26 protein-coding genes, 1 pseudogene and 2 riboswitches are annotated in these 23,428 nt (G+C 59.0%); of the genes and pseudogenes, 12 read left to right on the forward strand and 15 right to left on the reverse strand.

What is annotated here, in order from left to right; genetic code table 11:
* Positions 1-21: 21 nt before the first annotated feature.
* Positions 22-624 carry an HAD family phosphatase gene (locus GSVR_RS18400; RefSeq protein WP_305040936.1) on the reverse strand — a complete coding sequence of 201 codons (603 nt, stop codon included), beginning with the start codon at positions 622-624 and terminating at the stop codon, positions 22-24.
* A 271-nt stretch (positions 625-895) separates the two neighbouring features.
* Here GSVR_RS18400 and GSVR_RS18405 point away from each other — a divergent pair, with 271 nt between their 5' ends.
* On the forward strand, positions 896-1,057 hold the full coding sequence (locus GSVR_RS18405; RefSeq protein WP_173195270.1) for a hypothetical protein: 162 nt from the start codon (positions 896-898) through the stop codon (positions 1,055-1,057).
* Between the two features lie 87 nt (positions 1,058-1,144).
* On the opposite strand, the gene GSVR_RS18410 is transcribed toward GSVR_RS18405, so the two are convergent.
* The 5 genes from GSVR_RS18410 to GSVR_RS18430 all read right to left on the reverse strand — a co-directional run bounded on the left by GSVR_RS18410 (position 1,145) and on the right by GSVR_RS18430 (position 4,821).
* Entirely contained in the window at positions 1,145-1,606 is a 462-nt protein-coding gene (locus GSVR_RS18410; protein WP_173195271.1) for a DUF1456 family protein, read from the reverse strand.
* Positions 1,607-1,886: 280 nt separating this feature from the next.
* Positions 1,887-2,540: a DUF6448 family protein gene (locus GSVR_RS18415; protein WP_173195272.1), complete on the reverse strand. Its 654-nt coding sequence runs from the start codon at positions 2,538-2,540 to the stop codon at positions 1,887-1,889.
* Between the two features lie 108 nt (positions 2,541-2,648).
* On the reverse strand, positions 2,649-2,969 hold the full coding sequence (locus tag GSVR_RS18420; protein ID WP_173195273.1) for a hypothetical protein: 321 nt from the start codon (positions 2,967-2,969) through the stop codon (positions 2,649-2,651).
* A gap of 269 nt (positions 2,970-3,238) precedes the next feature.
* Positions 3,239-3,649, reverse strand: coding sequence for a hypothetical protein (locus tag GSVR_RS18425; RefSeq protein WP_173195274.1), 411 nt, complete (start codon positions 3,647-3,649; stop codon positions 3,239-3,241).
* A gap of 266 nt (positions 3,650-3,915) precedes the next feature.
* Positions 3,916-4,821, reverse strand: a complete 906-nt coding sequence (locus GSVR_RS18430; RefSeq protein ID WP_173195275.1) for an NmrA family NAD(P)-binding protein — start codon at positions 4,819-4,821, stop codon at positions 3,916-3,918.
* A 317-nt stretch (positions 4,822-5,138) separates the two neighbouring features.
* Between GSVR_RS18430 and GSVR_RS18435 the strand changes: the two are divergent.
* Positions 5,139-5,690: pseudogene (locus GSVR_RS18435) on the forward strand (DsbA family protein); the annotation flags it as partial.
* Between the two features lie 74 nt (positions 5,691-5,764).
* Entirely contained in the window at positions 5,765-6,217 is a 453-nt protein-coding gene (locus GSVR_RS18440) for an SseB family protein (protein WP_173195277.1), read from the forward strand.
* Between the two features lie 193 nt (positions 6,218-6,410).
* Here the strand turns inward: GSVR_RS18440 and GSVR_RS18445 are convergent, their stop codons facing one another.
* The 7 genes from GSVR_RS18445 to GSVR_RS18475 form a co-directional block, all read right to left on the reverse strand.
* Positions 6,411-7,556: a TIGR03118 family protein gene (locus GSVR_RS18445; protein ID WP_173195278.1), complete on the reverse strand. Its 1,146-nt coding sequence runs from the start codon at positions 7,554-7,556 to the stop codon at positions 6,411-6,413.
* A 232-nt stretch (positions 7,557-7,788) separates the two neighbouring features.
* Entirely contained in the window at positions 7,789-8,307 is a 519-nt protein-coding gene (tsaA, locus tag GSVR_RS18450) for a tRNA (N6-threonylcarbamoyladenosine(37)-N6)-methyltransferase TrmO (RefSeq protein WP_173195279.1), read from the reverse strand.
* Between the two features lie 90 nt (positions 8,308-8,397).
* Positions 8,398-10,002 (reverse strand): diguanylate cyclase domain-containing protein, encoded by a 1,605-nt coding sequence (locus tag GSVR_RS18455; protein WP_173195280.1) that lies wholly within the window; start codon positions 10,000-10,002, stop codon positions 8,398-8,400.
* Between the two features lie 130 nt (positions 10,003-10,132).
* Complete coding sequence (locus tag GSVR_RS18460) at positions 10,133-11,035, reverse strand: RodZ domain-containing protein (RefSeq protein ID WP_173195281.1); 903 nt, start codon at positions 11,033-11,035, stop codon at positions 10,133-10,135.
* Between the two features lie 159 nt (positions 11,036-11,194).
* Positions 11,195-11,791: a hypothetical protein gene (locus GSVR_RS18465; protein ID WP_173195282.1), complete on the reverse strand. Its 597-nt coding sequence runs from the start codon at positions 11,789-11,791 to the stop codon at positions 11,195-11,197.
* Positions 11,792-12,163 (reverse strand): DnaJ family domain-containing protein, encoded by a 372-nt coding sequence (locus GSVR_RS18470; RefSeq protein WP_173195283.1) that lies wholly within the window; start codon positions 12,161-12,163, stop codon positions 11,792-11,794.
* A 112-nt stretch (positions 12,164-12,275) separates the two neighbouring features.
* Positions 12,276-13,010, reverse strand: a complete 735-nt coding sequence (locus tag GSVR_RS18475; protein ID WP_173195284.1) for an MBL fold metallo-hydrolase — start codon at positions 13,008-13,010, stop codon at positions 12,276-12,278.
* Between the two features lie 180 nt (positions 13,011-13,190).
* On the opposite strand from GSVR_RS18475, the gene GSVR_RS18480 reads away from it, so the two are divergent.
* Positions 13,191-13,877, forward strand: coding sequence for an AzlC family ABC transporter permease (locus GSVR_RS18480; RefSeq protein ID WP_173195285.1), 687 nt, complete (start codon positions 13,191-13,193; stop codon positions 13,875-13,877).
* Between the two features lie 2 nt (positions 13,878-13,879).
* Positions 13,880-14,188, forward strand: a complete 309-nt coding sequence (locus GSVR_RS18485) for an AzlD family protein (protein ID WP_173195286.1) — start codon at positions 13,880-13,882, stop codon at positions 14,186-14,188.
* Positions 14,189-14,319: 131 nt separating this feature from the next.
* On the opposite strand, the gene GSVR_RS18490 is transcribed toward GSVR_RS18485, so the two are convergent.
* On the reverse strand, positions 14,320-14,766 hold the full coding sequence (locus tag GSVR_RS18490; RefSeq protein ID WP_173195287.1) for a hypothetical protein: 447 nt from the start codon (positions 14,764-14,766) through the stop codon (positions 14,320-14,322).
* 136 nt (positions 14,767-14,902) lie between these two features.
* Here GSVR_RS18490 and GSVR_RS18495 point away from each other — a divergent pair, with 136 nt between their 5' ends.
* The gene (locus GSVR_RS18495; protein WP_173195288.1) at positions 14,903-16,222 is read left to right on the forward strand and encodes a diaminopimelate decarboxylase; all 1,320 of its coding nucleotides are present in this window, start codon (positions 14,903-14,905) and stop codon (positions 16,220-16,222) included.
* 336 nt (positions 16,223-16,558) lie between these two features.
* The gene (locus GSVR_RS18500) at positions 16,559-17,830 is read left to right on the forward strand and encodes an Hsp70 family protein (protein WP_173195289.1); all 1,272 of its coding nucleotides are present in this window, start codon (positions 16,559-16,561) and stop codon (positions 17,828-17,830) included.
* Positions 17,831-18,010: 180 nt separating this feature from the next.
* Here the strand turns inward: GSVR_RS18500 and GSVR_RS18505 are convergent, their stop codons facing one another.
* Entirely contained in the window at positions 18,011-18,361 is a 351-nt protein-coding gene (locus GSVR_RS18505) for a helix-turn-helix domain-containing protein (RefSeq protein WP_173195290.1), read from the reverse strand.
* Positions 18,362-18,507: 146 nt separating this feature from the next.
* Here GSVR_RS18505 and GSVR_RS18510 point away from each other — a divergent pair, with 146 nt between their 5' ends.
* The 5 genes from GSVR_RS18510 to GSVR_RS18530 all read left to right on the forward strand — a co-directional run bounded on the left by GSVR_RS18510 (position 18,508) and on the right by GSVR_RS18530 (position 23,286).
* Complete coding sequence (locus tag GSVR_RS18510; RefSeq protein WP_173195291.1) at positions 18,508-19,143, forward strand: flavodoxin family protein; 636 nt, start codon at positions 18,508-18,510, stop codon at positions 19,141-19,143.
* A 175-nt stretch (positions 19,144-19,318) separates the two neighbouring features.
* Positions 19,319-20,008, forward strand: a complete 690-nt coding sequence (locus tag GSVR_RS18515; RefSeq protein ID WP_173195886.1) for a type 1 glutamine amidotransferase domain-containing protein — start codon at positions 19,319-19,321, stop codon at positions 20,006-20,008.
* Between the two features lie 66 nt (positions 20,009-20,074).
* Positions 20,075-21,094, forward strand: coding sequence for an alpha/beta fold hydrolase (locus tag GSVR_RS18520; protein ID WP_173195292.1), 1,020 nt, complete (start codon positions 20,075-20,077; stop codon positions 21,092-21,094).
* Between the two features lie 133 nt (positions 21,095-21,227).
* Positions 21,228-21,304, forward strand: a riboswitch (cyclic di-GMP riboswitch).
* A 127-nt stretch (positions 21,305-21,431) separates the two neighbouring features.
* Positions 21,432-21,508: riboswitch (cyclic di-GMP riboswitch) on the forward strand.
* A 64-nt stretch (positions 21,509-21,572) separates the two neighbouring features.
* Positions 21,573-22,898 carry a L,D-transpeptidase family protein gene (locus tag GSVR_RS18525; protein ID WP_173195293.1) on the forward strand — a complete coding sequence of 442 codons (1,326 nt, stop codon included), beginning with the start codon at positions 21,573-21,575 and terminating at the stop codon, positions 22,896-22,898.
* Positions 22,899-22,983: 85 nt separating this feature from the next.
* A complete protein-coding gene (locus tag GSVR_RS18530; RefSeq protein WP_173195294.1) occupies positions 22,984-23,286 on the forward strand; it encodes an Lpp/OprI family alanine-zipper lipoprotein in 303 nt (100 codons plus the stop codon).
* The last annotated feature ends 142 nt before the right edge of the window (positions 23,287-23,428 follow it).

The following is a 23,428-nucleotide window of genomic DNA, read 5'->3' on the forward strand; positions in this document are numbered from 1 at the left end:
TTTCTCATCTGCGCGGTATCTTCAGGGGTCCCGGTCGAGGCCCAGGAGCGCCGGCAGCCCACGAATGCCCTCCAACAGCCAGCGGGCGGCACCGAAATCGCCCCCCTGATTCAGGTGGCCCGGGATGGCGGCGACGGCCAGTCCGGCCCGGACGGCGGAGGTGACTCCTCGCTCCGAATCCTCGATGGCCAAGCAGCGGCCCGGATCGAGGCCGGCACGGACGCAGGCGGTCAGGTAGGGCTCCGGATCGGGCTTGGAGGCGCCGTAGTCCTCGCGGGTGAGGATGAAATCGAAATAGTCCAGCAGGCCGCTCCCGCGGTGCATCTGCAGGAAATTCTCCCGTCGGCAGCTGGTGACGATCGCCATCGGCAGCCGGCCGTGGAGCCGCTCCAGGGTCTCCCGCACCCCGGGAATCACCCGCGACTCCTCTCCCAGTAGCCGGTAGTAGATGTCGTCCCGCACCCGGCGCAGTTCCGCCCCATCGCAGCCGCCGGCAAGAGCGAGCACGCTCTCCCCCTGACGCAGCGAGATCCGGCAGAAATCCTCCAGGGAAAGTTTCACCCCCGCCTGCGCCAACGCCTCGGCATTGGCCTGATAGTAGAGATGCTCGGTTTCCATCAGCACCCCATCGTTGTCTCAGAAAATCCCGTCGAACATGTCTCAGTTTTCCTTGAATGAAGGCTTGTGCTGAGAGAGGTGCATCCATGACACGCACCTCCCCCACGTACCGAATCAGTACGTGTGAATGCCGCAGACAGATAGAACAGCACGGAATGCCACTGTCTGAAACCGCACAAGCGGCAGCACCCTCCCCTGAATTCCCTTTTCGCTTTGTCCGCCAAGGATTACAATAAAAACAAGCGGAGCAATGTGCCCAGAAAAGGAGGGCAACAGCATGATAACGATATCGGTGATAGTGATACTCGGAATGTTTGCGCTCATCATGGCCCCCTGGATCGGTGACGTGAACACGCGCGCAAGACTGCACCCCACGGATCTAATGGCGGGGGACGAAGGCGAAGACGATTCGGCCCTGCTGGCCGGTAAAACGCGATAGATCTGCTGCTTCTACTGTTCACAGGGGAGAGGCTGCCTGTTATGAAAGGCGGCCTTTCCCCTTTTTTCATTTTTTCATCCCCCCCTGCTACCGGCGGCCGGCAATGCCTCGCAGGAACGTCTGCAGGAAAAGGTCGCTGCACTCCCTGTAGCGCCTGTGTCCCTTGGCATGGAACAGCGGAGCCAGGTCCGCCTTTGCCGTCGGCATGCCGGCCAGATTCATGATGGCCAGCAGATCCTCCTCTTTCAGATCCAGCGCGATCCGCAGCTTCTTCAGGACTGTGTTGTTGTCGAGAGCGGCACCCGGTTGGGAGGTATTCCCGCCGGTGGAGTCCCGTCTGCCGCGCCGTCGAATGATCAGCCCCTCTAGAAAAAATGTCAGCAACTGGTTGGCGCAGGGGATGAAGCCCTCTTCGTCCTCCTGTTTGAGCAGCAGCGGCAAGGTTGTCGGATTCATGGCAAAACCGGCTTCCTTGTAGATGGCGACCATCTCGGCATCATCCAGATCCAGCGCAGTACGCAGCTGCCGCAGAATGTCGTTGTTTGTCATCGATCTCTCCCCCGTAGGTTCAGTGAATTCCATCTCATATGCGCATCGTCTGGGGAGCGTGCCGAGGGCAAGTGGACGCCCGGAGCTTCCCGGATGAAACGCAGCGGGAGCATAGGATGGCTCCCGCTGCAAACATGTCCGTCTGATCAAGGTCTGTCAGAATTCTTCCCGGCGGACCTTTGCCAGCGCAGGCCTGCCGGCGTGACGACCGCCGTGTGCCGGCGATCACCGGGGGAAAGCCGGTGACGATGCACCCGCCTTTCAGTTTACAGCGTGGCGACTACTGTTTTCCAGCACCGTGATCTGCATGGGCACCATCGCGATGATCGGCATGGGGATGCTTCTTACCCTGGTGCTCCTCACCATGGGCGCCCCGACCAATGACATCGGCATGCAGGCGCTCCACATAATGGGTGAATGCCACATACGCCTCGACGAACTCACGCCCCTTTGCCACACTCTCGTCCTTATGGCGGTATGCGGCCGCGACGCGCTCGTAATGCCTTTGTATACCGGCGGCCACATCATCGGCAATCAATTTCACCAGCGTTCCCGGTGAGCCGCCGGCCAGAGCCTCGTCGGCCTCGGCAACGGCAGGCTCCACGGCGCCGGCCGGTTTCAGGCCGGTGAAAGGGGCACCCTCTCCTGCCCGATGGATCTTGACCAGGGTTGTGAAGAACTGCTTATCGGCCGCCTCGGGATGCTTGCCGCGAGATGCGAGGAGCTTTCCGAATGCGGCCCTGACCGCCTTCTCATCCTTCGCCTTCACCCATTTGAGGACAGGCGTAACGTCCCCCGCCTCGATGGCCTTTCTGGCATCCATAACCACCGGTCCGTCAAGCGTATCGCAGTGTGCGGAAGCGAATCGGGGGACCGCAGCCGAAAGCAGCATGACCATCGCAATACCCAGCGTTTTGATCGTAGTTGTGCTCATATTGGTTCTCCTGTTGTCGATTGTATGAAATGGCCCCTTCTCGAAGGCCGGCAGGACGACAAGCTGCCGCCTCACCGGAAGAGACGGCAGTGACCGAAGCTGGGTGCTTTATTTGTTCTGGGGAGGGATAAACGGTGGACGGCCGAAGCCGGGGAGGAGCCGGCCGGCATAGACGGCGTTGAGCCTTTCCGTCGCCGGCGTGGATAGGAGAAACTGCAGATGCATCATGCAGAATGGGGCATCAAGTGGACAGCCGCTGTCATGCTGATGGCTGTCGGACTCGTGGCTGTCGCCAGGATCGACATCCGGACAGACCAGTGCCGCCGCGTGATGTTCATCAGCCTCCACCAGCTCAAGTGACCGGGCATGGGCTGAGACTGGCAGCAACAGTTGCAGCGCCAGCATCAGCAGGGCAACGATTTTGGTCATAGGTGCAGGCAGATTCATGGCGATCCATACAGCGGTTCCATCTGACAGTAGTGTTGCCTGCTTAAAGAGTATCCCGCACCGAATTAAATTCCATTGACATAAATCAAATCCGCTGCTGTTCCGCACCTCGACGGCCGGAGCAGCGCACCCCCTCAGTAACCGCGCAAAACCCGTCAGGAACGCAAAACCTGACAGGGCGCCCCAAGGGGCGCCCTGTCAGGTCAGGCTCGACGATCTACGTTCGCGCGACGTCCTGCCACGCGCGGGTATCAGCGTTTTCTGGTGAGGGGGGAGAGCGGCGCGAGATCGACGCTCCCGGTGCGGCGCTTGACCACTGTTTTAGCCTGGTCACCGGCAGTCAGCCGGACCACCAGCTCGGGGAATTCCTGATTCAGGAGCTGGCGCACCGCAGCATAGTCGATGGAGAGATGGTCATCCTGCTGGATGCCCTTCCGTCCGGTCAGGAAGCGGTCAAGGTGGGGATCGCTTTTCCGCAGGAACTCCAGCATGTCGAGCACGAACAGCTTGCCCGCCGGGAACCTGCCGCTGATCAGCCGATGGAGGTCATCGGTCTTCAGGCCGTTGGCGGCAAGGTGCCTGATCCATTTCTGGCAATCGCAGATGTAGGCCGACTGCAGGTCGGCGCTGGTAATCGTGAATCTGATCTTCTCTCTGGCCACATTCAGCTCCGTTTTTTTATATAGGGCGGATAGTACCGGAAAATGCCCTGCGGGGCAACAGCCACCGGCTGGACGGGAATAGGGCAAAACTCAGGTTGTTCAAAAATAGTCAGATCGTCGCACCCGCAGAAAGCCCTGCGGAGGCGTAGCAGCGCTACGCCGCACAAGGGGGCTTTCGAGGACGGCGGCGAGATGGCTGAATTTTTGAACAACCTGATAGAGAAAGGCGGCTGTCCGGCCGCCTTTCGCATATCCATACCCGCCCGTCAGGCAGCGTGGCGATGCTGCGCCCCCCGGTATACCTCGGCGAACACCTCGGCGAATTGCTCGATGGAGGTCGGCGTGGTAGTGGCAGCATTCCGCGGCCGGTTGACGGCAAACAACCCACGGTTCAGGGCTTCGCTCATCTCCACGAACAGCCGGCAGACATCCCGGCTCATCCCCGTGCCGAGCAGCGCCTGTTCGAATTCGTCGTAGGGGATCTGGCGGTAGACCAGGTCGGAGATGCCGATCCTTCGGCCAATGATGGTGAATGCTTCCTGCAGGGAGAGATCGCGCTGGCCAAGCAGGTCCTCATGGGACGAGCCGCTGAAATCGCGTGCCAGCAGGTGAGCAGCCACCCGCTCGGCAATGTCGGCCGTGGCGATCATGGCGAACTTGATATCGCCCCGCACCGCCGAACCGGCATAGCCGTAGTCATGAATCACCGGCACGTTGGCCAGCAGGTTCTCCATGAAGTAGGTGGGTCGCAGGTGGAGTACGTTTACTCCGCGCAGCACATCCAGCCGTTCTTCCTGGTCGTGCAGCCCCACGATCGGACCGGTCCCCCGGGGAAGCTCCGCCCCCTGGCTGCTCAGGTTGACAACGTGAGTGACCCCCACGTCCAGAATGGCCGTGGCGATGCTGATACCGACCACGTCCTGGTACGCACGGAAAGTGCTTGCCGTGTAGCTGGGAGGGATCATGGCGAAAACCGCCGTGGCCCCCTGGAAGGCAGTGGTGAGAAAGGCCGTATCCTTCAGGTCGCCCACTGCCGGAACGGCGCCCCGGTTGACATACTGCTGGAGCCGTGCGGCATCCCTGCCGATGACCCGCACCTTTTCACCCTTATTGAGCAGGATATCCGTCACCCTGTTCCCGATATGTCCAGTAGCTCCGATGATTGCGTACATGCTGAACTCCTTTCGCCCTTCTCCGCGGCCAAAGAGCATGACGTCCCTCTGTGCACGACGGCAGGTGCCGCCATGTATTACATCATTATACGCCTCCTGCAGCAGAGGGGATGCGGTAAACTGCAGGGTGAGGCAGTAGGGGGATGGCGTAAAAATCCGGCCGGAGCGGTGAGAGTGTCAGCGTTATGCAAGGTAATTCCGGGAATTGCCGGTTACGTAGTATACTATCGGTAGCGGCACCTGCCGCCCAGGAGGAAACCATGAACAGCACACCCGTGGTGGAGGTCTTTTTCGACTACATCTGACCCTGGTGCTATCTCGGTACCGTGCGTACCGATCGTTTGCAGCGGGAATTCGGCGTTACGCTGCGCTGGAGCGTCTTCCCGCTCCATCCCGACACCCCGCCGGAGGGGATGGAACTGAGCAGGCTCTTTGCCGGGCGCGAGGCCATGATCCGCGACATGCAGGTCCGGTTGCACCGGATGGCGTCCGCAGAGGGGTTGCCACTGACCGAACGGACCCATACCTACAACAGCCGGCTGGCCCAGGAACTGGGGAAATGGGCCGAGTCCCGCGGCCGGGGCGACCAGTTCAGCCGCGCTGTCTATCAGGCCTATTTTGTCGAGGGGATCAACATCGCCCAAGAAGAGGAGCTGCTGCGGATCGCCTCGTCCGCCGGACTGCCGGCCGATGAGGTGCAGCAGGTGCTGGCGGAACGGAGCTTTGCCCCGGCGGTGGATGCCGACTGGCAGCGCGCCCGGGAACTACGCATAACCGCGGTGCCTACCCACCTCTGTGCCGGGAGGCGGCTGACCGGCTTTGCCCCCTATGAAGATTTCGTGCGCCTGATCGGTGCGGGCAATAACTGATTCCATTGGCGGTTGTCAGCTCCCGTTGATTCGGCTAGTATCAGGCAGCTGTTCACCCCCGCCAAGGAGTTCCCATGATCGCAACTGCACCCCAGGAAACAATCACACTCGACCAGGCGCTTGTGGCCCTGCGCGAGGATATGAACAACGCCACGAGACAATCCAAGTTTTACGATATCTTCCTCAACACGCCCTTCTGCGTGCCGACTCTCGATCCGCGGGAACTCGACAACCGGCCGGAACTCGCTGAAGGAGAGATCCTGCCGTTGATCGTGGAAAACGAGGGGAACGATTATCTGATGATTTTCGACAGCGAGGAGCGCCTGAAAAACTGGGCCGGAGAAGACGCACAATGGGTGCCGGTTCCGGGGCACGTGCTCGCTGCCACCACCATGCCGCCTCTGCACCTGGCAATGAACGTCGGCACCGAATACTCGAAACAGTTTCTTCCCGACGAAATCGCCTGGCTCAGGGAGGTGGTGGAGCGCTGCAACCAGGCGGAAACGGAGCAGGCACAGGCAAATTGACTTTCCCATACCTGTGTGCGGGTAAAACGCCAAAGGCGGCCGATTGGCCGCCTTTGGCGTTCATAAAGGTATTTTGTCGAGCATAGAGCAGTACACATACATATGAAGCAAGAAGGCGCCTTGACATGGAGAGGTCCCTTGTCAAGGCTGCCTCTTTTTTTCACAATCCTTCTTGCGCTGGTTCTTTATATGTCTACTTGACGGTAAGAGTTCCGAACAGGCCATTGCTTTCGTCATTGGGGCCCGCTGCGAAGAACAGCGTGTTCGTCGGCCCGGCAGTTCCGCCGTTGCCGAACCCGATACCCCACAGGCCGTCGATGACGATGGGGGTATTGGCGGCACTGTTGAGGAGCCCCTCGAACTGGCCGGATGTCGGATTGAAGGCGGCAATCTGGCCGCTGCCGAAGTTCCCCACAAGGATCGTATTGCTGAACTGGCCGAAATTACCCGGCGCCTGCGCTACGCCCCAGGGAGAGTTCAGCCACGAACCGGTACGCAGGCTCATGACGAAGGTGCCGTCGGGGTTGAAAACCTCTACAAAGCCGTGCCCCGGACCTGATACATCGTCGAGTAGAGTGGTGGTGTTCAACAGCGCATAGGTAACATACAGCTTGCCCCCTATGTTAGCGATGTTGAAGGGGGAATAACCAGCCGGATGCCCGGCGCTGGACGGGACGGTAAAAGGTGCTCCCGATAAGGTGACCGGTGCAAAGTTGGAGTCGAAGACATCCACCCTTTGGGCGCGGAAGTTGGCGGCGTACAGGAGATTGGAGGTTCCGTTAGCGGCAAGCGCAGCGCCCTTGTAAACGGCACCGGTTCCTGCCGCAACGCCATGATTGTCCACCATGAGTGTGGCTGACGTGCCCGAATGCCAGGCGGAGATGGTGCCGTCCTCGGTCACGAAGATGAAGCGTGCAGACGTCGCCGGCACACCCGTCGTCACGTTGAAGCTGCCCGAAAAGTTGTTGAATACTATGCCGGTCGGGGTGGATGTCGTCCCCGGAGCGCTTGCGGGCGGCGGAATGGTGACTACGATCGGTGCGCCGATGGGGAAGGGTTGCCCCAGGTTGTTGTAGACCTTCGACACCCCGCTGCCGTTGGCGTTAACCCACCAAGGACCTGTTGGCGAATGGGCGATTCCCCAGGCGTTGATGAGTTGGGGATCTCTGGTCCCAACGCCCGAGATGTTCGAGAAGCCAGCCGAAATGTTCGAGAATACAAGATTGGTCTGCTGGTAGTTTGAGGTGGAATTGTTGTGATTATTATCACCGCAACCGGGGGCGAGTGATAGGCCGAATATGGCCATGGCGGCAATGAACGGTAAGAGCTTTCCCGACATGTGGTACCTCCTTTTTCTTAAAAGGGGCTCATTTTATCCGTTTCTTTCACAATTCCGAATCTCTCACCCCCTTTCCTTGCAGACGTGTTTCCTCTGTACTTCCAGAACGCTTAGCGGTCGCCATACGAGCAAGTATTGCAAGAAAGACGGGGATGTCAAACTCGCGTTGCCAGTCACCCCACCCCTTCGTCCGGGTGCGCGGCTACCTGTTATTTTTGTATTCATCAGCAATCTACCGGGGCTTGCGGGGACCCGGCGCAGAATGCCGCCCCAGCGCGGCATCCAGTTCGTCGATCCACCCTGCCCTGGCGTCCGGAAAGGCATCTGCGTAGGGTACGTAGGGCTTGATATCCAGAACAGGGGTGCCGTCCAGGAGATCGACACCACGCAGGTGGAGCGTCCTGCCTTCGATCTTTACCAATTCCACTGCCGACAGTCCGATCGAATTGGGACGGTGGGGGGAACGGGTGGCCAAGACGCCCCGCTTGGGTCCGCCACGGGGGGGCTTGACGCTGCTCCTCCATCCTTCGCTCAGGTGAAAGGCGAAGATCAGCCAGACCCGTTCGAAGCCGTTCAGATCCTGGATAACCCGCTCGTCCAGCCACTCCTGCAGCTCCAGCGTGGCTGTGGCGAAAGCGCCGCTTTCCGTTCCTGCCACCACGGTGCTCTGGTGAGGCGCATCAATGCGGCGTGAATAGGGGGAAGCCAGGATGCCGATGGGGCGATAGTTGAAAAGGGTATTGTGGGTCATATCAGGAAACTACCTTCATACTGGCCTGCCGGTCATTGTCGTCGAAAGAAACCGGAGCGTGATTGTGTCGCAGAAAACCGGTGATCCCCTTCACGGTTCATCTGCCCAGCAGATCTTGCCGGAACCGGCCTGCTTGGCACGGTACATGGCCTGATCGGCCGCCACCAACAGTTTGTTCGGCTGGCTGTCTCCGGCACCCATGGCAATGCCGATGGAAACGCCCATTATGTACGCCTCCCCCTCCAGCTCGAAGGGAGCCTCAAACACTGCTATGCATTTCCGCGCCACCAATTCTGCTGTTTTCTTCACCTCACCCTGCTGGTCGGTCAGCAGAATGACAAACTCGTCTCCTCCCGAACGCGCCAGTGTGTCATTGCGGCGTACAACCTCCCGGAGACGGGCCGCCACCTGCCGCAGGGCTTCATCCCCGACATCGTGCCCGTGATTGTCGTTGATCAGCTTGAATCCGTCCAGGTCCAGAAAAAGAACCGTAAGCGCGGTTCCATTGCGGCGGGATCGCGCCAAGGCCTCGGTGAGACGGTCTGCCAGCAGGTTCCGGTTGGGCAGGCCGGTCAGGTTGTCGTGGTGGGCGAGGTGTTCCATCTCGGCCCGACTCTCCAGCAGCTTTGTCAGGACGCGGTTGAACGCTGCGGTCAGGTTGCCGACCTCGTCCCTGCGCTCCACCGGCAGAGGCTCCAGGGGAATTTCGCCGCTGATCATCCGGTCGGCGTGCTGGGCAGCTTTTCTCAGAGGACCGAGCAGGTAGCGCAAGCCCGCCACCAGCACGATGACAAAGACGACGGTCAGAATGGCCGTGTTGCCGGCCATGAAGCGCTGCAGCCGACTGATGGGTGCGAACACCTCTTCCGTAGGCAGCCGGGCGACCAGAAACCATCCGCTGCTCGGCACCGAAACGACTGCTGAGAGTTCTTCGATCCCTCCTGCATTGACATCGATGCCGACACCGCGAAATCCCTCCATTGCCTGATCGTGCTGTCGATGGATGCCTTTCTGCGGTGTCGGCGTGAGAGCGATGTTCCGGTGCGAGGCATCGACGAACAACTTATCCTGCGGCGAAACCAGGATCAGCCCCCCCTCCTTGCCGACGCGGGTCTTGTGCAGCGCTGCCAGGAAATCGGGGGCATTGAGCGCACTGGCCCCTGCCAGAACGCCACGCACCGTACCGCTGCTGTCGCGGATCGGCATGCCCATGGGGAGCAGTGGCACCTTCGAAAACCGCCCGACAACGGGGCGGCCGATGGCAAACTCGCCGGTTACGGCTTTGCGGAAATAATCACGATCGGCAAGGGAGCCGGCAGTGGCCACTGTAACCGGGTAGCCGGCAAGGGGAGTGCCGGCCGGATCCATGACGACCAGTCCCTGGGAAAAAAGGGGATGGAGCCGATACCGCTCGGCCAGCCACGACTGCATGCGGGCCGGATCGTTGAGATATTCCAGGGGAAGGGTTGCCGCCATGCGCTTCAGCAATTCGCGGCGTTCGGTGATGTTCCGGTCAACGTCCTGCGCCACATAGGTGGCCAGCGTCAGCAACTGCGACGAATTCATCCGGATGATGTCGTCGCGCAGGTACGTGCTCAGCAGCAGTGTCCAGCCGAGGGAGCCGGTGAACAGAATGAACAGGCCGAAAACGATTATTCGGGTGGTGACGCTGTGAAATTCAGGCCGAAGCCGCATCTGATCGGAGTCTCATTTCTCGAGGTAGTGCAGACAAGTATGTCGGAGAGGCTCACGCTGTTTCCATCAGTGCCTTGATGAAGAGCGTGAAGACGGGAAGCGGAGTGGCCGATCTATCCTTCTGACGGAATTACTGTTGCGGAAGGCGGAGATGCACGACCTGCCCTTTCCGGCCCAATTTTCCCAGCGGCGTACCCTGGAACGTGACGTTTATCCCGGCGGCATTCCCCACGTCGACCACAAAAAACTCCCGTGCGGTACGGTTCAGTTTCTGTCCAGCCTTCAGGGTGATCTGGTAAGGGGGCTTGCGGTCTTCGGTGATGCTCAGCCAGGTATCTTCCGTTGCCTCGACGAGCAGGGTAAGCGGGGCATTGCTGCCAGGGGCCGGCGGTGCCTCTTTTCGGATGTCTGTCGGCGGAGGGGCCTGGGTCGGCGGTGTCGGAGGGGTCGGTGATGCCTGGGTTGACTGCGCCGGGGGAACAGGTGTCGGGGGGACACTGTTCACCGTCTGCGGGGGCTGTTCTTTCACGGCAGGCGCCGGTACGGGAGTGGCCTCCTTCTGAGCATCGACAGCGGCCTTGCGTTGGGCTGTCCCGGTGGGGTTCTGCTCATGCAGGAAGGCGTAGGCGATAATAGCGGCGGCAATAACCGCCGCAACAGGTATGGCGTAGACCAGAGACCGTCTGGAGGGTTTGTGGTCGGGAACGACCGGCACGGTGACCGGCTTGACCTCTTCCGGAACGGCCTGTTGCCGGTCCAGATAGCGCTGATAGCCGGCCTGGATGGGACCTGCATCGATGCCGATGGTTTCCGCATAGAGTGCTATGAACCGTTTTGCATAAAAAGGCGCCGGCAGAAGATCGAATTCGCCGTTCTCGATCGCCTGGAGAATGGCGGTGTTGATCCTCGTCTTGAGGAAGATGTCCTCGATCGTCAACCCCCGTGCTTCGCGGAGGGCTTTCAGATCGGATTGCCGTTCCCGGGTGGACCTGCTCTCTTCTTCGGTGACAGGTGTTTTGTTTTCTTCGCTCATGGTAGTTGACCTGAACTGCAGGTTGAGGATGGCTGCTCGAATACACAGCGATTCATTCGAATACACAGCGATTCATTATATATGCCGAAGCTCAATTATTCAATAACATAGCCAGGGTGGCTGTGCCGGACACGGGGGCCCCGGGTTTTCACCCTTGGTTCATCCTTCGAATGCCGTGACAAACAGCTCGTCGGCCACTTCGTCGATAACCTTTTGGGACTGCCCGACGGGGCCACTCTTGTTGACCCGTCCCATGACCACAATGTTCGAATCAGCCACCTGGATCAGGTAGAAGACGGCCGACACAACAGTTTTACCCTCCCGTGTTCCCATGTAGAGCAGATCTCCGGCAATCACATACTCCAGCCCCAGCTTGCTCGCGTGCTGCAGTACCTGTTTCGGCTTGAATGTTTTGTCCGACCTGACCACCACGAGTTTTCGGCCGAAACGCTCTTCCAGCCGCTGATGCAGCCTTTTGGAAAAGGCCTGCGGGTAACCCAGTTCGGTGCACGTGCGGTAGAAGATCGCCTTGGCGTCCTGTTCGTGATATTCGGGATTGAGCTTGTCCAGATAACTGCCGCCACAGGAGGTGAACGGGGTCAGGCCGATCCGGGCATCCTTGGACAGAGGTCCGATGTCGTTCAGACGATGCAGATCGTTCTTGTTGCGTACCGTGGTGGCGCAGCCGCATGCCAGCATTACCCCCACCAGCAGCCCGATCCAGCCGGTATATTTTCTGAGAAGTGCCGGGACCATCTAGCCTTCCAATTTCTCGACGATCCTGTCGCGGTACTCGGGGAACTCATCCAGATCCAGCGGACGCTTGCGCATCATGTTGAGTTTCAACAGCTTGAAATCAAGCTGCCGCCGCAGGGTCCGGCGCTGTTCGTCGTCCTCCAGTTGCCCCAGCATCTCCCGCAGCGAGACGATCTCCTTGCGCAGCTCCACCTCAGGCGGCACGAATCCGGCGTTTTTGAGAATCTTGTAGGCCATGCGCAATTCGGCCGGCACCCCGGACAGGTCCTCGTCCATGGCCAGCGGCTTGCCCGCGCCGGCCAGGTTGTCCAGTTCGCCCCGCTCCATTGCCTCTCGAATTTTGCGTTCCGCAATGGTTGCTAAAATATCCATGAGCATCATTGTGACCCAGTTCGTCGGAAAATTTCAAGCGCGGAAACGGAAAGGGCGGCCGGCGACCGCCCGGTGAAGCAGGTCTTTCGCGACTCCCGCCCTGCCCCCCCTTTCAATCTCTTCCGCTACCCAGCGTTGCGGCATACATCGCCGCCAATTCCTCCAACGCCCGGGCGCCGTTGCCGCGAAACGAGGAACCGTGCATGACGGCCAGGGTCTGCGGCCCGAGCCCGGCCAGCATCTTCAGGGTGGCATTGGTCCACGAGGCATAGGGATAGGCATGGTTAAGGGGACCGGCCTCGTAGTTCAGAAGCGCCTGCTGGGCCGGCCCGACGATATCGTCGTCTGTCATGGAAGGCAGGTCGCCGTTCTGGAGGAACAGGTCCGAGCAGAACAGGACGGCACCGGTCTCCTCGAACAGGAGCGAGGCATCCCAGGCATGGGGGACCTGGGGAGTCTCCAGGAACCGGAAACGGCGCCGGCCCGTGGCGAGCATCTCGCCATCAGCCATGACATGGGCCCGGCCGCCGATGTAGTCGTTGATGTTCACTAAAGCCCCTATGGTACCGCAGAGCGGCTGCGCTCCGGGAGCCGCATCCAGCCATTCGTTCAGGCTGCCGCACTCGTCGGCCTCGAAATGACTGAACCCGATCCAGCGCAAGCGGGATGGGTCCATTACCTGTGCTACGGCAGCGTGAACCTGCGGGAACATGCCGCGCATGCCGGTGTGAAAAAGGAGCGGTTCGTCGTCCAAGGCCAGGAACTGGTTGAACTGGAGTTCGATCTTGGCAATGTAGGTGGACAGACGGTAGAGATCTGGGGCGATTTCGTCGATGCGGGTTTCCATGGCAGACCTCCGCGCGATTGGCAGTCTTGACTACAAGTCTAACCGGCATGTGCGGGAGGGCAAATGCGAGAGCCGTTCTTTCTCGGGGCCAGCGATGCGACTGATCTTTTGACCGGACGGATAATCTGGGGTATTTTCTTTTTCCCGTTGTGCATATTCCCGGGAACAGGGAGAAACCACGTGAAGTCCGATTTCATCAGAGGTGCCAGGGCCAATGTGCCGATAGCCGCCAGTGTGCTGGCCTACGGCAGCGTACTGGGGGTGCTGGCGGCCCAGAAAGGGCTGAACTGGCTGGAAATGCTCTTCATGAACACTGCCATTTTTGCCGGCTCGGCCCAGTTCGTCATGGTCGACATGTGGTCAGGCCGGCTGCCGGTCGTTGAGATGGCGTGTGCCGTACTGATCATCAACCTGCGCTATCTGCTGATAGGTGCCTCCCTGGCACCGCTGTTCGCCGGCCGCAGCCTGTTCTGCAAGGCCCTTTTGATGCACCTGGTGGCAGACGAGAACTGGGCCATGACCATGGCCGAGCGCCGTCGTGGCACCGCCTCGATCTGGTTTCTGTTGGGCGGAGGCATCGTGATTTTTCTGTTCTGGAGCAGCGGCACCCTGGCCGGCCTGCTGGGGGGCGGCTTGATCGCCCATCCGGAAAAATATGCGCTCGACTTCGCCTTCACTGCCGTGTTCACCTCCCTTGCGGTCGGTCTGTGGCACGGCAAAAAAGATGCGGTCCCCTGGCTGGTGGCGGGGGTGCTGGCTCTGTTGGCACATCGTTATCTGCCGGGCAAATGGTACATCGTCATCGGCGGGCTGGGGGGTGCACTGGCAGCGATGCTCGGGCCGCTGGAAACCGATGGGGGGGGCTGAACATGCTTCCGGCAATTGATTCGCAGGTTCTGGCTGCGGTGGGACTGGCTGCGCTGGCAACCTATGCGTTGCGGCTGGGGGGGCTGCTGCTGGCCTCGCGCTTCCCCCGCACCGGGCGGTTCCGTCAGGGGATGGATGCGCTTCCGGGGGCCATGCTGTTCGCGTTGGTGCTGCCCTCAATGGTGTCGGAAGGTATGTGGGGAATTGTGGCCGGGGTAGTAACGGCGGTGGTCATGCTGCGCACCCGCAATTCGCTGCTGGCCATGCTGGCGGGAATGCTGGTGATCTTCGTGTCGCGGAACATGGGCTGACCTGTTTTTCAAGCCGCTGCTCTCTGCTTCCCGGAAAATCGGAAAGAGCAGACGTGAAAATGGCCGGAACGCTCATGCTAACCGGCCTTTTTTCTTCGGTGGTGGCTCGACCGAAGCTATTTCACAATCCACTAAAAATCGCCGAGGTGCAGATACTTGTCACCGTACTGTTCCCAGTCCTCGGGATCTTCAGTGCTTGTCATGACAACTTCTATCCGGTCGCGTTCCACCGGTTTCATATCGCCGTAAAAAACGTTCAGATCCCCATACTCGTCAATTGCCGCCAGAATTCTCGCCGCCAATTCAGATGCTTTCATGTCCGCTGCCTTTTTCATATTTTTATGAGAAGATGACAATCCGGTTTTCAGGGACATCTCCTGGATGAATGATACTGGATAAAATGGCAGAATCCAGGAGAAATATCGGTGTTCGTAATCACTCAAAATATGATTCGAAATTAACTCCTCAAAGGCGGAATTCGTCCGGCCGCCTTTGGCTCGGGTGCCGCAGCATGTGACGCGACACATGAAGTGCCGGCCGCAGGCACGACGGCTGATCGGCACCCGTTTCAAAGCCACGCGGACCGCTCCATAACCCCTTACTTTCAAACAGATGTTGCGCTGCGCTGACCGAAAATGCTACAAGGGATATTCATCTTTTCACGCCGCCCGAAGGGATTGGGGCAAGCGATATCACATTCATGGGGTTGAAAGCATGACAATGAAACACTTTGGTCCGACCAAACTGGAGGCAACGCTCATCCCGCAGATAGCGCGGCAGTGGGGAACACCGGTCTATCTGCATGATCAGGAATACATCGAAAACAGCTGTGAGCAGCTGCTGGGCATGCCGAATGCGTACGGTCTGCATGTGCGCTACGCCATGAAGGCAAACTCGGACCGCACCGTGCTGCGTGTCGTTACCAACAAGGGGCTGGACCTGGATTGCTCCTCCATGGATGAAGCGGCCCGTGCCCATGCGGCCGGGGTTCCCTACAGCCGGATGATGCTGACCACCCAGGAGGTGCCTTCCGGTGAGGAGCGCGCAGAGCTGGAAGAGATGATCCGGGCCGGGCTGAAGTATAATGTCTGCTCCATGACGCAGTTTCAGCTGATCGCCGACTTCGCCACAAGCAACAAGATCGACCTGTCCATCAGGGTCCATCCGGGAGCAGCCGGCGGCGGCGAAAGCACCACCCGCGATACCGGCAGCGAATATTCCTGCTTCGGCGTGCACCTGAACGATGTCCCCACGGTGAAGGCCCGGGCTGACGAACTGGGGCTACGCTTTACCCAGGTACATGTCCATATCGGTTCCGGAGGGGACCCGGAAAAATGGCGCGAGAACATCGACCGCGAACTGGGCTTTGTGCGCGACTATTTCCCGGATGCCACTACCGTGAGCTTCGGCGGCGGTCTCAAGGTAGCAAGGATGCCGGGCGAGAAACAGGCCGACATCGCGTCGCTGGGCGCCTATGCCATGCAGCGCATCCAGGAATTCAAGGCGGCCACCGGACGCGAACTGCAGATGGAGATCGAGCCGGGCACCTTTGTGGTGGCCAACTCGGGCCATATTGTCACCAGGATCATCGACAAGAAACTGACCAACGAGATGAACTTCCTGATCGTCGATGGCGGCATGGAGCTCTTGACCCGCCCGCTGCTGTACGGTTCCGAGCATCCCATCGCCATCGTACGCCAGGACGGCACGCTGCTCTCCAGCGAGTATGACCAGACGCCGGCTGAAGGACTGAAGCCGTTCGGGATCGTGGGGCGCTGCTGCGAAAGCGGCGACTCGGTGCGTCTCGACAAAGAGGGCAACATCGTGCCGCTGCTGATCGCCGAGCCGGAAATCGGCGACTATGTCGTCATCGGCGGCACAGGTGCCTATTCCGAGAGCATGTCGCCGGAAAACTACAACTCGCACCGCAAGCCGGGAGCGGTCATGAAGACCCGCAGTGGCGAGCTGGTGCAGATCAGGAAGAAGCAGGTGCGCGAGCAGCTGACACAGAACGAGCTGGATGTGAAACTGTAATCAGCAGGTTGTTGAAAAACAGCCATCTCGTCGTCGTCCTCAAAAGCCCCATTGTGCGGCGTAGCGCTGTTTATGCCCCTGGGTACTACGCCTCCGCAGGGCTTTCTGCGGGTACGACGATCTGACTATTTTTGAACAACCTGAGTGCTATAAGATACTCAGAAGAATCGTCAGCCATAAAAAGAGGCCGAGGGGATGATGTGCCCCTTGGCCTCTTTTTATGGAAGCCATGATGCTTTATGTAAGCAATCCCTTTCTAATCTCTGAATCTGTTTCAGCCCCCGACCGGCTCAAAAACCACGATATAACTAGTAAAAAGGAATGAGGAATTTGCACGTGCAGATAGTATTCGGTATTGATTTTGGCACCACCAATTCGGCTCTTTCAGTATTCAGAAACGGTACGGTTGAGATGCTTACCGTTGACGGCAGTGACCGTGCCGGGGAACTGATGCGTTCCGTACTCTTTTTCAACGAGGATAACGAGATCTTTGCCGGGCAGGAGGCCATTCGCCAGTATGTAAGCGACGGGGCGGACGGACGGTTCATGCAGTCCATCAAAACATTCCTGCCGAACACCAGTTTCGACAGCACCGAGATTTTCGGCAAGCGCTATGGCATTGACGATCTGGTGGCAATCATCCTCAGGAAGATCAAGGCACGGGGAGAGGAACATGTGGGATGCCCAGTGGACAGTGTTGTCCTGGGGCGGCCGGTGGTCTTTTCGACAGATCCCGACAAGGACGCAGTTGCTGAACAGCGCTTGGAAAAGGCTGCCCGCAAGGCCGGTTTCAAGAATATCTGGTTCCAGTATGAACCGGTGGCGGCGGCGATGGCGTATGAAGATTCATTGGAGGCCGGACAGGAGCGGATCGTCTTCATCGGTGATTTCGGCGGCGGTACCTCCGACTTCTCGGTGATCCGCGTCAAAGGCGGTGATTTTTCCCGCTCCAACCGGCGCAGTGACGTGCTCTCACTGGGCGGCGTCTATGTGGCGGGGGACAAGTTCGATTCGCAGGTCATGTGGGACAAGGTAGCCTGCCATTTCGGGCGTCATGCCCGCTATAAAGCCATGGGCAAGGATGAGTGGGTCAATGTCCCCAGGAGCATCATTTACACCCTCTGCCAGTGGCATCGCATCCCGATGTTGCGGGCACGCAAGACCCGTGAACATATCCGGCTGATCAAGGAAACGACCGATAGCCGCCAGGCCATCGAGAATCTGGAGAACATCATCTCCGACAATTATGGTTTTTTCCTGTTTCAGGCTATTGAAAAAGCCAAGTGTGAACTGTCCGAACGGGATCATTCCCTGATCAGTTTTGTGGAGCGGGATCTGCGCGTCAGCGAGCGGATCGGCAAGGTAGAGTTTGAGACGCTCAACGCGGATAATTTCCAGCAGATAGCCGACTGCATCGATGACGTCATCACGCGGTCCGGCTTGCTTCCGACACAGATCGATACGGTTTTCCTGACCGGAGGAACCTCACGGATCCCGCATATCCGGATGCTGTTTGCCGAACGGTTCGGCCAGGACAAGCTGGAAAACCGGGACGCCTTTACCAGCGTCGCCCATGGCCTGGGATCGAGCGTGCCGCTGTTTGTCTGACGGGTGCTGGGTTTGAGATAGATTTGCTGGTACAAGATGAGGTGCTGCCGGTGGGCTTGTCATGACTGTCCTAATTTTTAGCTTTAAAACTGCAAAGGCGGCCGATTGGCCGCCTGATATATCAATATCCCTTTAAGGTCTCAAAATATCCTTTAAAGGCGAATCTTGCGCAGGAGTGGCTCATCCGGCGGCGTACTGGCGTCCCCATTCGCACATCATCTCCAGGATCGGGTAGATGCTCCGCCCTTTGTCCGTCAGCGAATATTCCACCTTCGGGGGTACCTGGGGATAGACCTCCCGGTGCACCAGGCCGTCGGCCTCAAGTTCCCGCAGCTGTTGGGTCAGCATCTTGCGGGTCGTGTCGGGAAAGATCCTCTGCAGATCGGAAAAGCGTAGCGTCTCCGGTGCCAGGTGCCAGAGGATGGCGGTCTTCCACTTGCCCCCCACCACCGCCAGCGTGACGTCGATGGCGCATTTGTACGCCTTCTCCCGGTAGATCAAACGATTGTCAGTTGTCTGCTTGCTGCCCATTCCTATTCTCTCCTACCCTAAGTATCTTTTTAGTAACTACGTATTTAAAAAGTACGTTATTGACGTATTACTACCTATGGGAAATGATAACGCAAATGCTCGCCGAAGAAAAGTATGCATTTTATCCCACAGTAAAGGAGATTTCTATGAAGGTCGTGGCATTTAACGGCAGCCCCAACAAGGAGGGCAACACGTGGCATGCGCTGAAGATAGTGACTGCGGCACTGGAGCAGGAGGGGATTGAAACCGAGATCGTCCACGTCGGCAACAAGGCCGTCAGAGGCTGCGTTGCCTGCTACCAGTGCGTCAAGAACAAAAACGAGCAGTGCGTACTCCCCGGCGATCCGGTCAACGAGTGGATTCAGAAGATGAAACAGGCGGACGGCATCATCCTCGGCACCCCGGTACACTACTCCGCCATCGGCGGGACCATGAAATCGTTCCTGGATCGCGCCTTCTTCGTCACCGGCGTCAATGACAGTATGCTCCGCCACAAGGTCGGCGCCGCGGTGGTTGCGGTGCGGCGCTCCGGTGGAGTGCCGACCTTCGACCAGTTGAACAACTTCCTGAATTATGCCGAGATGCTGCTGCCGACCTCCAACTATTGGAACGTGATCCATGGCAGAACGCCGGGAGAAGTGGTCCAGGACCTGGAGGGGGTACAAATCATGCGGGTGCTGGGCAAAAACATGGCCTGGCTGATGAAACTGGTGGAGCATGGCAAGGGGGCCGTCGCCCCGCCGGAACGCGAGGCCAAAACCTTCTTCAGCTTTATCCACTAGCAGACTGTTGAAAAACTCAGGTTGTTCAAAAATAGTCAGATCGTCGCCCCCGCACAAGGGGGCTTTCGAGGACGGCGGCGAGCTGGCTGTTTTTCAACAACCTGCTAGACGATACAGGGAGGAAGCGATGGTAAGATTCATAGTATTGATGGGATTTATCCTCCTGGGAGCGACGATGTTCCCAGGCCCCGTCCGGGCCGAATCAGAACGGATTCTGATGGTTGTCACAAGCGCTGACACGATCCGGCCGGGAAAGCCGACCGGCCTCTGGCTGGAGGAGTTTGCCGTCCCTTATCTGAAATTCAAGGGCGCAGGCTATGACGTGACGGTTGCCAGCATCAAAGGGGGAGCGGCTCCGGTCGATCCCCGCAGCCAGGACGATGCAGCCAAGGTGAAACAGTGGGAGGATGCTGTTCAGGTGCTGCAGGGAACGATCCCGCTTGACCGGGTGAAATCCGATCCATTCGCCGCCATCTTTCTGCCCGGCGGACACGGCACCATGTTCGACCTCCCCGGCAACCGGCACCTCAAGGAGCTCCTACAGCAGTTCAGTGCGGGGGACAAGGTGATTGCCGCCGTCTGCCACGGCCCGGCCGGGCTGGTAGGGGCAACAGGCAAGGACGGCAAACCTTTGGTGGCCGGCAAAAGCATGACCGCCTTTACCGACGATGAGGAAAGAGCCGTCGCTCTTGACAAAGAGATGCCGTTCCTGCTGGAAACGAAACTGCGGGAAGCGGGCGCGAAGTTTGTGGTGGGGGGAAAATGGGCGTCCCATGTGGAAGTCGATGGGAAGCTGGTCACCGGCCAGAACCCGGCCTCCAGCGCCTCGACGGCGGAAGCGGTGATACACCTGCTGTCACGATAGCGGAAACCGTTCCAGAAGTCGGAAATTTCGGATTTCCCGGCCATTTACCATATGAAGGAGTTATCGATGCGGTATTTGATCTATCTATTCCTGGCGGTTCTGTCACTCGCCGCTTCCGGCACTGCCCGCGCAGAAAACGCTGCCTCCGGCTATGGGGTTGAACTCGAGGGGTTTCCCTATCCTTACGCAGTACAGCGTTTCCGGTTTCCATCGCAGGGGCAGGATCTTCAGATGGGATACATGGATGTACAACCTGCGGGAAAGCCCAATGGGCACACCGTGGTGTTGATGCATGGAAAGAATTTTTGCGGCGCCACCTGGGAAGCTACGATTTCGGCGCTGTCCGGCGCAGGATATCGGGTAGTCGTTCCCGACCAGATCGGCTTCTGTACCTCGACCAAGCCCGAGCATTACCAATACAGCTTCCAGCAGCTTGCTGCCAACACCATGGCATTGTTGAAGCGGGTGGGCGTATCTCGCGCCATACTCATCGGGCACTCGACCGGCGGCATGATTGGGACCCGTTTTGCCCTGATGTATCCGGAAGCCGTGGAAAAGCTGGTCATGGTCAACCCCATCGGGCTGGAAGACTGGAAAGCACTGGGCGTGCCAGGCAGGACCGTGGACCAATGGTATGAGCGGGAGTTGAAGCTTTCGGCTGACGGGGTGCGCCAATACGAGAAGTCCGTTTATTATCAGGGACGCTGGAAAGCGGAATACGAGCGCTGGGTCGACATGCTGGCAGGTCTCAACCGGGGGCCGGGGCACAAACTGGTTGCCTGGAATTCGGCGCTCATCTACGACATGATTTATACCCAGCCGGTCGTGTATGAATTCCCGCTGTTGAAAGTGCCCACCGTCCTGATGCTCGGCGATGCCGATACCACCGCAATCGGCAGTGACATCGCTCCCCCGGAGGTGAAGGCAAGGATCGGCCGCTATAAGCTGCTGGGCAAGGAAGTCATCAAAACCATTCCGCACGGCCGCTTGGTTGAATTTCCCGGTTTTGGACATGCGCCGCAGATTGAAGATCCGTCAATGTTCCACAAGGCCTTGCTCGCCGAGCTGGGAAGAACGGATAAGTAGGGGCCGGAAACTGGGACAGAGAGGAGATATCAGTCTGACGGGTGCCTGGTTTGAGATCATCCAATCCTGACAGGGGTAAAGCATTGACAACGATCCGTGGAAATGCTAAGGATGCCGGGACATACTGATCGATAGACGATAATACTCAACCATCCGCGAGGATGGGGCGGAAAGCCTACAGGGTCTCACTGAGACAGCCGGGATGCCGAAATATCAGACGATATTCGGGCCCGGCTTTTTTGTGCCCGAAGACTCGCTCAGCAGCAAGGATGCCCATACGGGCGCTGCAGCATGCCGTTCACGTCGGTGACGGGAAACGGCACCACAACCTGATGATACACGATAATACTCAACCATCCGCGAGGATGGGGCGGAAAGCCTACAGGGTCTCACCGAGACAGCCGGGTTGCCGAAATATCACGCGATATTCGGGCCCGGCTTTTTCATTTTCTACGTCAGGAAAGGTACTACACCAGACATGCACCGCACACACACCCCGTCACCTGTCGTCGCAGGGGTTCGACTCATGGCCCTGTCCCTGTCCATTCTGATCCTCAATGGATGCGCCGCGATGAAAAATGTCTGGCAGGACCCGCTCCATCCTGAGGCGGAGATAGAGCGGAATCATTTTCCGGCTGACAAGGGAAATGATGTCATCGGCCGACCGGCATCTCTTCGGCTTGAAGCGGGGGACACCCTCCCGGATATCGCACGGCACTTCGGCCTGGGGATCAATGCGCTCAGTGCCGCCAATCCCGGCGTGGACATGTGGGTTCCCGAAGCCGGAGAGCAGATCATACTGCCGCTCAGCTTCATCCTTCCGAATGCTCCCAGAAAGGGGATCGTGGTCAACCTGGCCACCATGAGGCTCTTTCACTTCAAAGGGGATGGCGCGTCACCGACGGTGTCGACCTATCCGATCGGTATCGGGACGCGTGAGCGCCCCACCCCCATGGGCTCCATGCGTGTGGCGCGCAAGACGGCCCGTCCCACCTGGAACGTACCCGCATCGATTGCCGAGGATCATCGCAAGAAGGGAGATCCCCTCCCCGCGAAGGTTCCGCCAGGCCCCCTGAATCCACTGGGGGAATACGCGCTCTATCTGAGTAAGGCGGGGTATCTGATCCATGGCACCAACAAACCGGCCAGCATAGGCCTCAAGGCGTCCAACGGCTGCCTGAGGCTCTATCCGGAAAACGTGAAGGTGCTTTTCAACGACACCCCGGTAGACACCTCGGTGCTGATCGTCAACCAGCCCTATCTGATCGGCCAGCGAGACGGCGTACTCTATCTGGAAGCCCACACCCCCCTGGAGAACCCGGGTGCCGGCGCCATCGAGCAGGAAAAAGTCAATGAGAAGCTGCGAAAACTCGAGAAGAAATCCGGGCGCCCGCTCGACTGGAAAAAGGTGCAGCAGGTCCAGGCCGAGGCCCGCGGGATTCCCGTTCCCATCTTCGCCATGGAACCGGGAAGGACGGTAGAGCCGACACGCCCCGTGGAGGTCGGGCATCCGGATAAACTGTACGGTAGCCCTGAATCGCCGGAATTGAAGCCGGGGGCGTGGCATGTCCTGGCCGCCGAAATGCGCGAGGAGATCGATGCCCGCAGGCTGGCCGCAATCATCAACCACCAGGGTCCGCAGATCCCGGCCAGGGTGCTGCCGAAGAGCGGCGGCTACCGGGTCGTCGCCGGCCCCTTCAATGATGCCGGTGAAGCCCGGGAAGCGGCCAGGAGGCTGAAAATAGACCTGGAGCTGGACGGCATGGTGATCGAACCCGCCAGGGAGATTGCGATGCAGCACTGACTGCCGATGGAAAGGAGGTAACGGAAGACGCGAGAAGCTTTTCGTGCCCTTCGGGGTGAACCATACCAAAAAGGAGAAATGACAGATGAAGACACGTACCAACGTTATAGCGATAGTGGCTGTTCTCTCAGCGATGCTGACCGGTTGTGCCACATCCAGGCAGATGGAAAAGGTGGAAGCCGATCAAAAGCTGCTTGATACAAAAGTCGAGCAGGCACTGCAGAACGCGCAGGCTGCCAAGGCAGCAGCCGATGAGGCCAAGTTGAAGGCGGATGACGCCACCAACCGCGCCGAACAGGCCGAAAAGGCCGCTCAGGAACGGGAACGGATCGCCAATGAAAAGATGCAGCGGGCTGACTCCGCTTTCCTGAAATCGATGCGCAAGTAGCCGACGTCCGGGTAGTCGGGCCGGGAAGCGGAAAGGCCCATAACCGTTCCGCTTCCCGGCTCGCCGCCTGAGTCCGTTCGGGCATTCGCACAAGCAATCTTTCATGCCGGCAGACCATCACAGGGTGGAAGAGCCGAGGGCA

Source organism: Geobacter sp. SVR, assembly GCF_016865365.1.
Lineage (GTDB): Bacteria > Desulfobacterota > Desulfuromonadia > Geobacterales > Pseudopelobacteraceae > Pelotalea.

What these genes read in the sequence shown, in the direction of transcription:
- GSVR_RS18405 (WP_173195270.1), top strand. Translation starts at nt 896, where the DNA reads ATGATAACGATATCGGTGATAGTGATACTCGGAATGTTTGCGCTCATC.
- GSVR_RS18505 (WP_173195290.1), bottom strand. Translation starts at nt 18,361, where the DNA reads ATGGGCAGCAAGCAGACAACTGACAATCGTTTGATCTACCGGGAGAAG.
- GSVR_RS18525 (WP_173195293.1), top strand. Translation starts at nt 21,573, where the DNA reads ATGCACCGCACACACACCCCGTCACCTGTCGTCGCAGGGGTTCGACTC.
- GSVR_RS18470 (WP_173195283.1), bottom strand. Translation starts at nt 12,163, where the DNA reads ATGGATATTTTAGCAACCATTGCGGAACGCAAAATTCGAGAGGCAATG.
- GSVR_RS18475 (WP_173195284.1), bottom strand. Translation starts at nt 13,010, where the DNA reads ATGGAAACCCGCATCGACGAAATCGCCCCAGATCTCTACCGTCTGTCC.
- GSVR_RS18410 (WP_173195271.1), bottom strand. Translation starts at nt 1,606, where the DNA reads ATGACAAACAACGACATTCTGCGGCAGCTGCGTACTGCGCTGGATCTG.
- GSVR_RS18440 (WP_173195277.1), top strand. Translation starts at nt 5,765, where the DNA reads ATGATCGCAACTGCACCCCAGGAAACAATCACACTCGACCAGGCGCTT.
- GSVR_RS18460 (WP_173195281.1), bottom strand. Translation starts at nt 11,035, where the DNA reads ATGAGCGAAGAAAACAAAACACCTGTCACCGAAGAAGAGAGCAGGTCC.
- tsaA (WP_173195279.1), bottom strand. Translation starts at nt 8,307, where the DNA reads ATGACCCACAATACCCTTTTCAACTATCGCCCCATCGGCATCCTGGCT.
- GSVR_RS18415 (WP_173195272.1), bottom strand. Translation starts at nt 2,540, where the DNA reads ATGAGCACAACTACGATCAAAACGCTGGGTATTGCGATGGTCATGCTG.
- GSVR_RS18430 (WP_173195275.1), bottom strand. Translation starts at nt 4,821, where the DNA reads ATGTACGCAATCATCGGAGCTACTGGACATATCGGGAACAGGGTGACG.
- GSVR_RS18520 (WP_173195292.1), top strand. Translation starts at nt 20,075, where the DNA reads ATGCGGTATTTGATCTATCTATTCCTGGCGGTTCTGTCACTCGCCGCT.
- GSVR_RS18420 (WP_173195273.1), bottom strand. Translation starts at nt 2,969, where the DNA reads ATGACCAAAATCGTTGCCCTGCTGATGCTGGCGCTGCAACTGTTGCTG.
- GSVR_RS18510 (WP_173195291.1), top strand. Translation starts at nt 18,508, where the DNA reads ATGAAGGTCGTGGCATTTAACGGCAGCCCCAACAAGGAGGGCAACACG.
- GSVR_RS18465 (WP_173195282.1), bottom strand. Translation starts at nt 11,791, where the DNA reads ATGGTCCCGGCACTTCTCAGAAAATATACCGGCTGGATCGGGCTGCTG.
- GSVR_RS18530 (WP_173195294.1), top strand. Translation starts at nt 22,984, where the DNA reads ATGAAGACACGTACCAACGTTATAGCGATAGTGGCTGTTCTCTCAGCG.
- GSVR_RS18445 (WP_173195278.1), bottom strand. Translation starts at nt 7,556, where the DNA reads ATGTCGGGAAAGCTCTTACCGTTCATTGCCGCCATGGCCATATTCGGC.
- GSVR_RS18455 (WP_173195280.1), bottom strand. Translation starts at nt 10,002, where the DNA reads ATGCGGCTTCGGCCTGAATTTCACAGCGTCACCACCCGAATAATCGTT.
- GSVR_RS18485 (WP_173195286.1), top strand. Translation starts at nt 13,880, where the DNA reads ATGCTTCCGGCAATTGATTCGCAGGTTCTGGCTGCGGTGGGACTGGCT.
- GSVR_RS18515 (WP_173195886.1), top strand. Translation starts at nt 19,319, where the DNA reads ATGTTCCCAGGCCCCGTCCGGGCCGAATCAGAACGGATTCTGATGGTT.
- GSVR_RS18495 (WP_173195288.1), top strand. Translation starts at nt 14,903, where the DNA reads ATGACAATGAAACACTTTGGTCCGACCAAACTGGAGGCAACGCTCATC.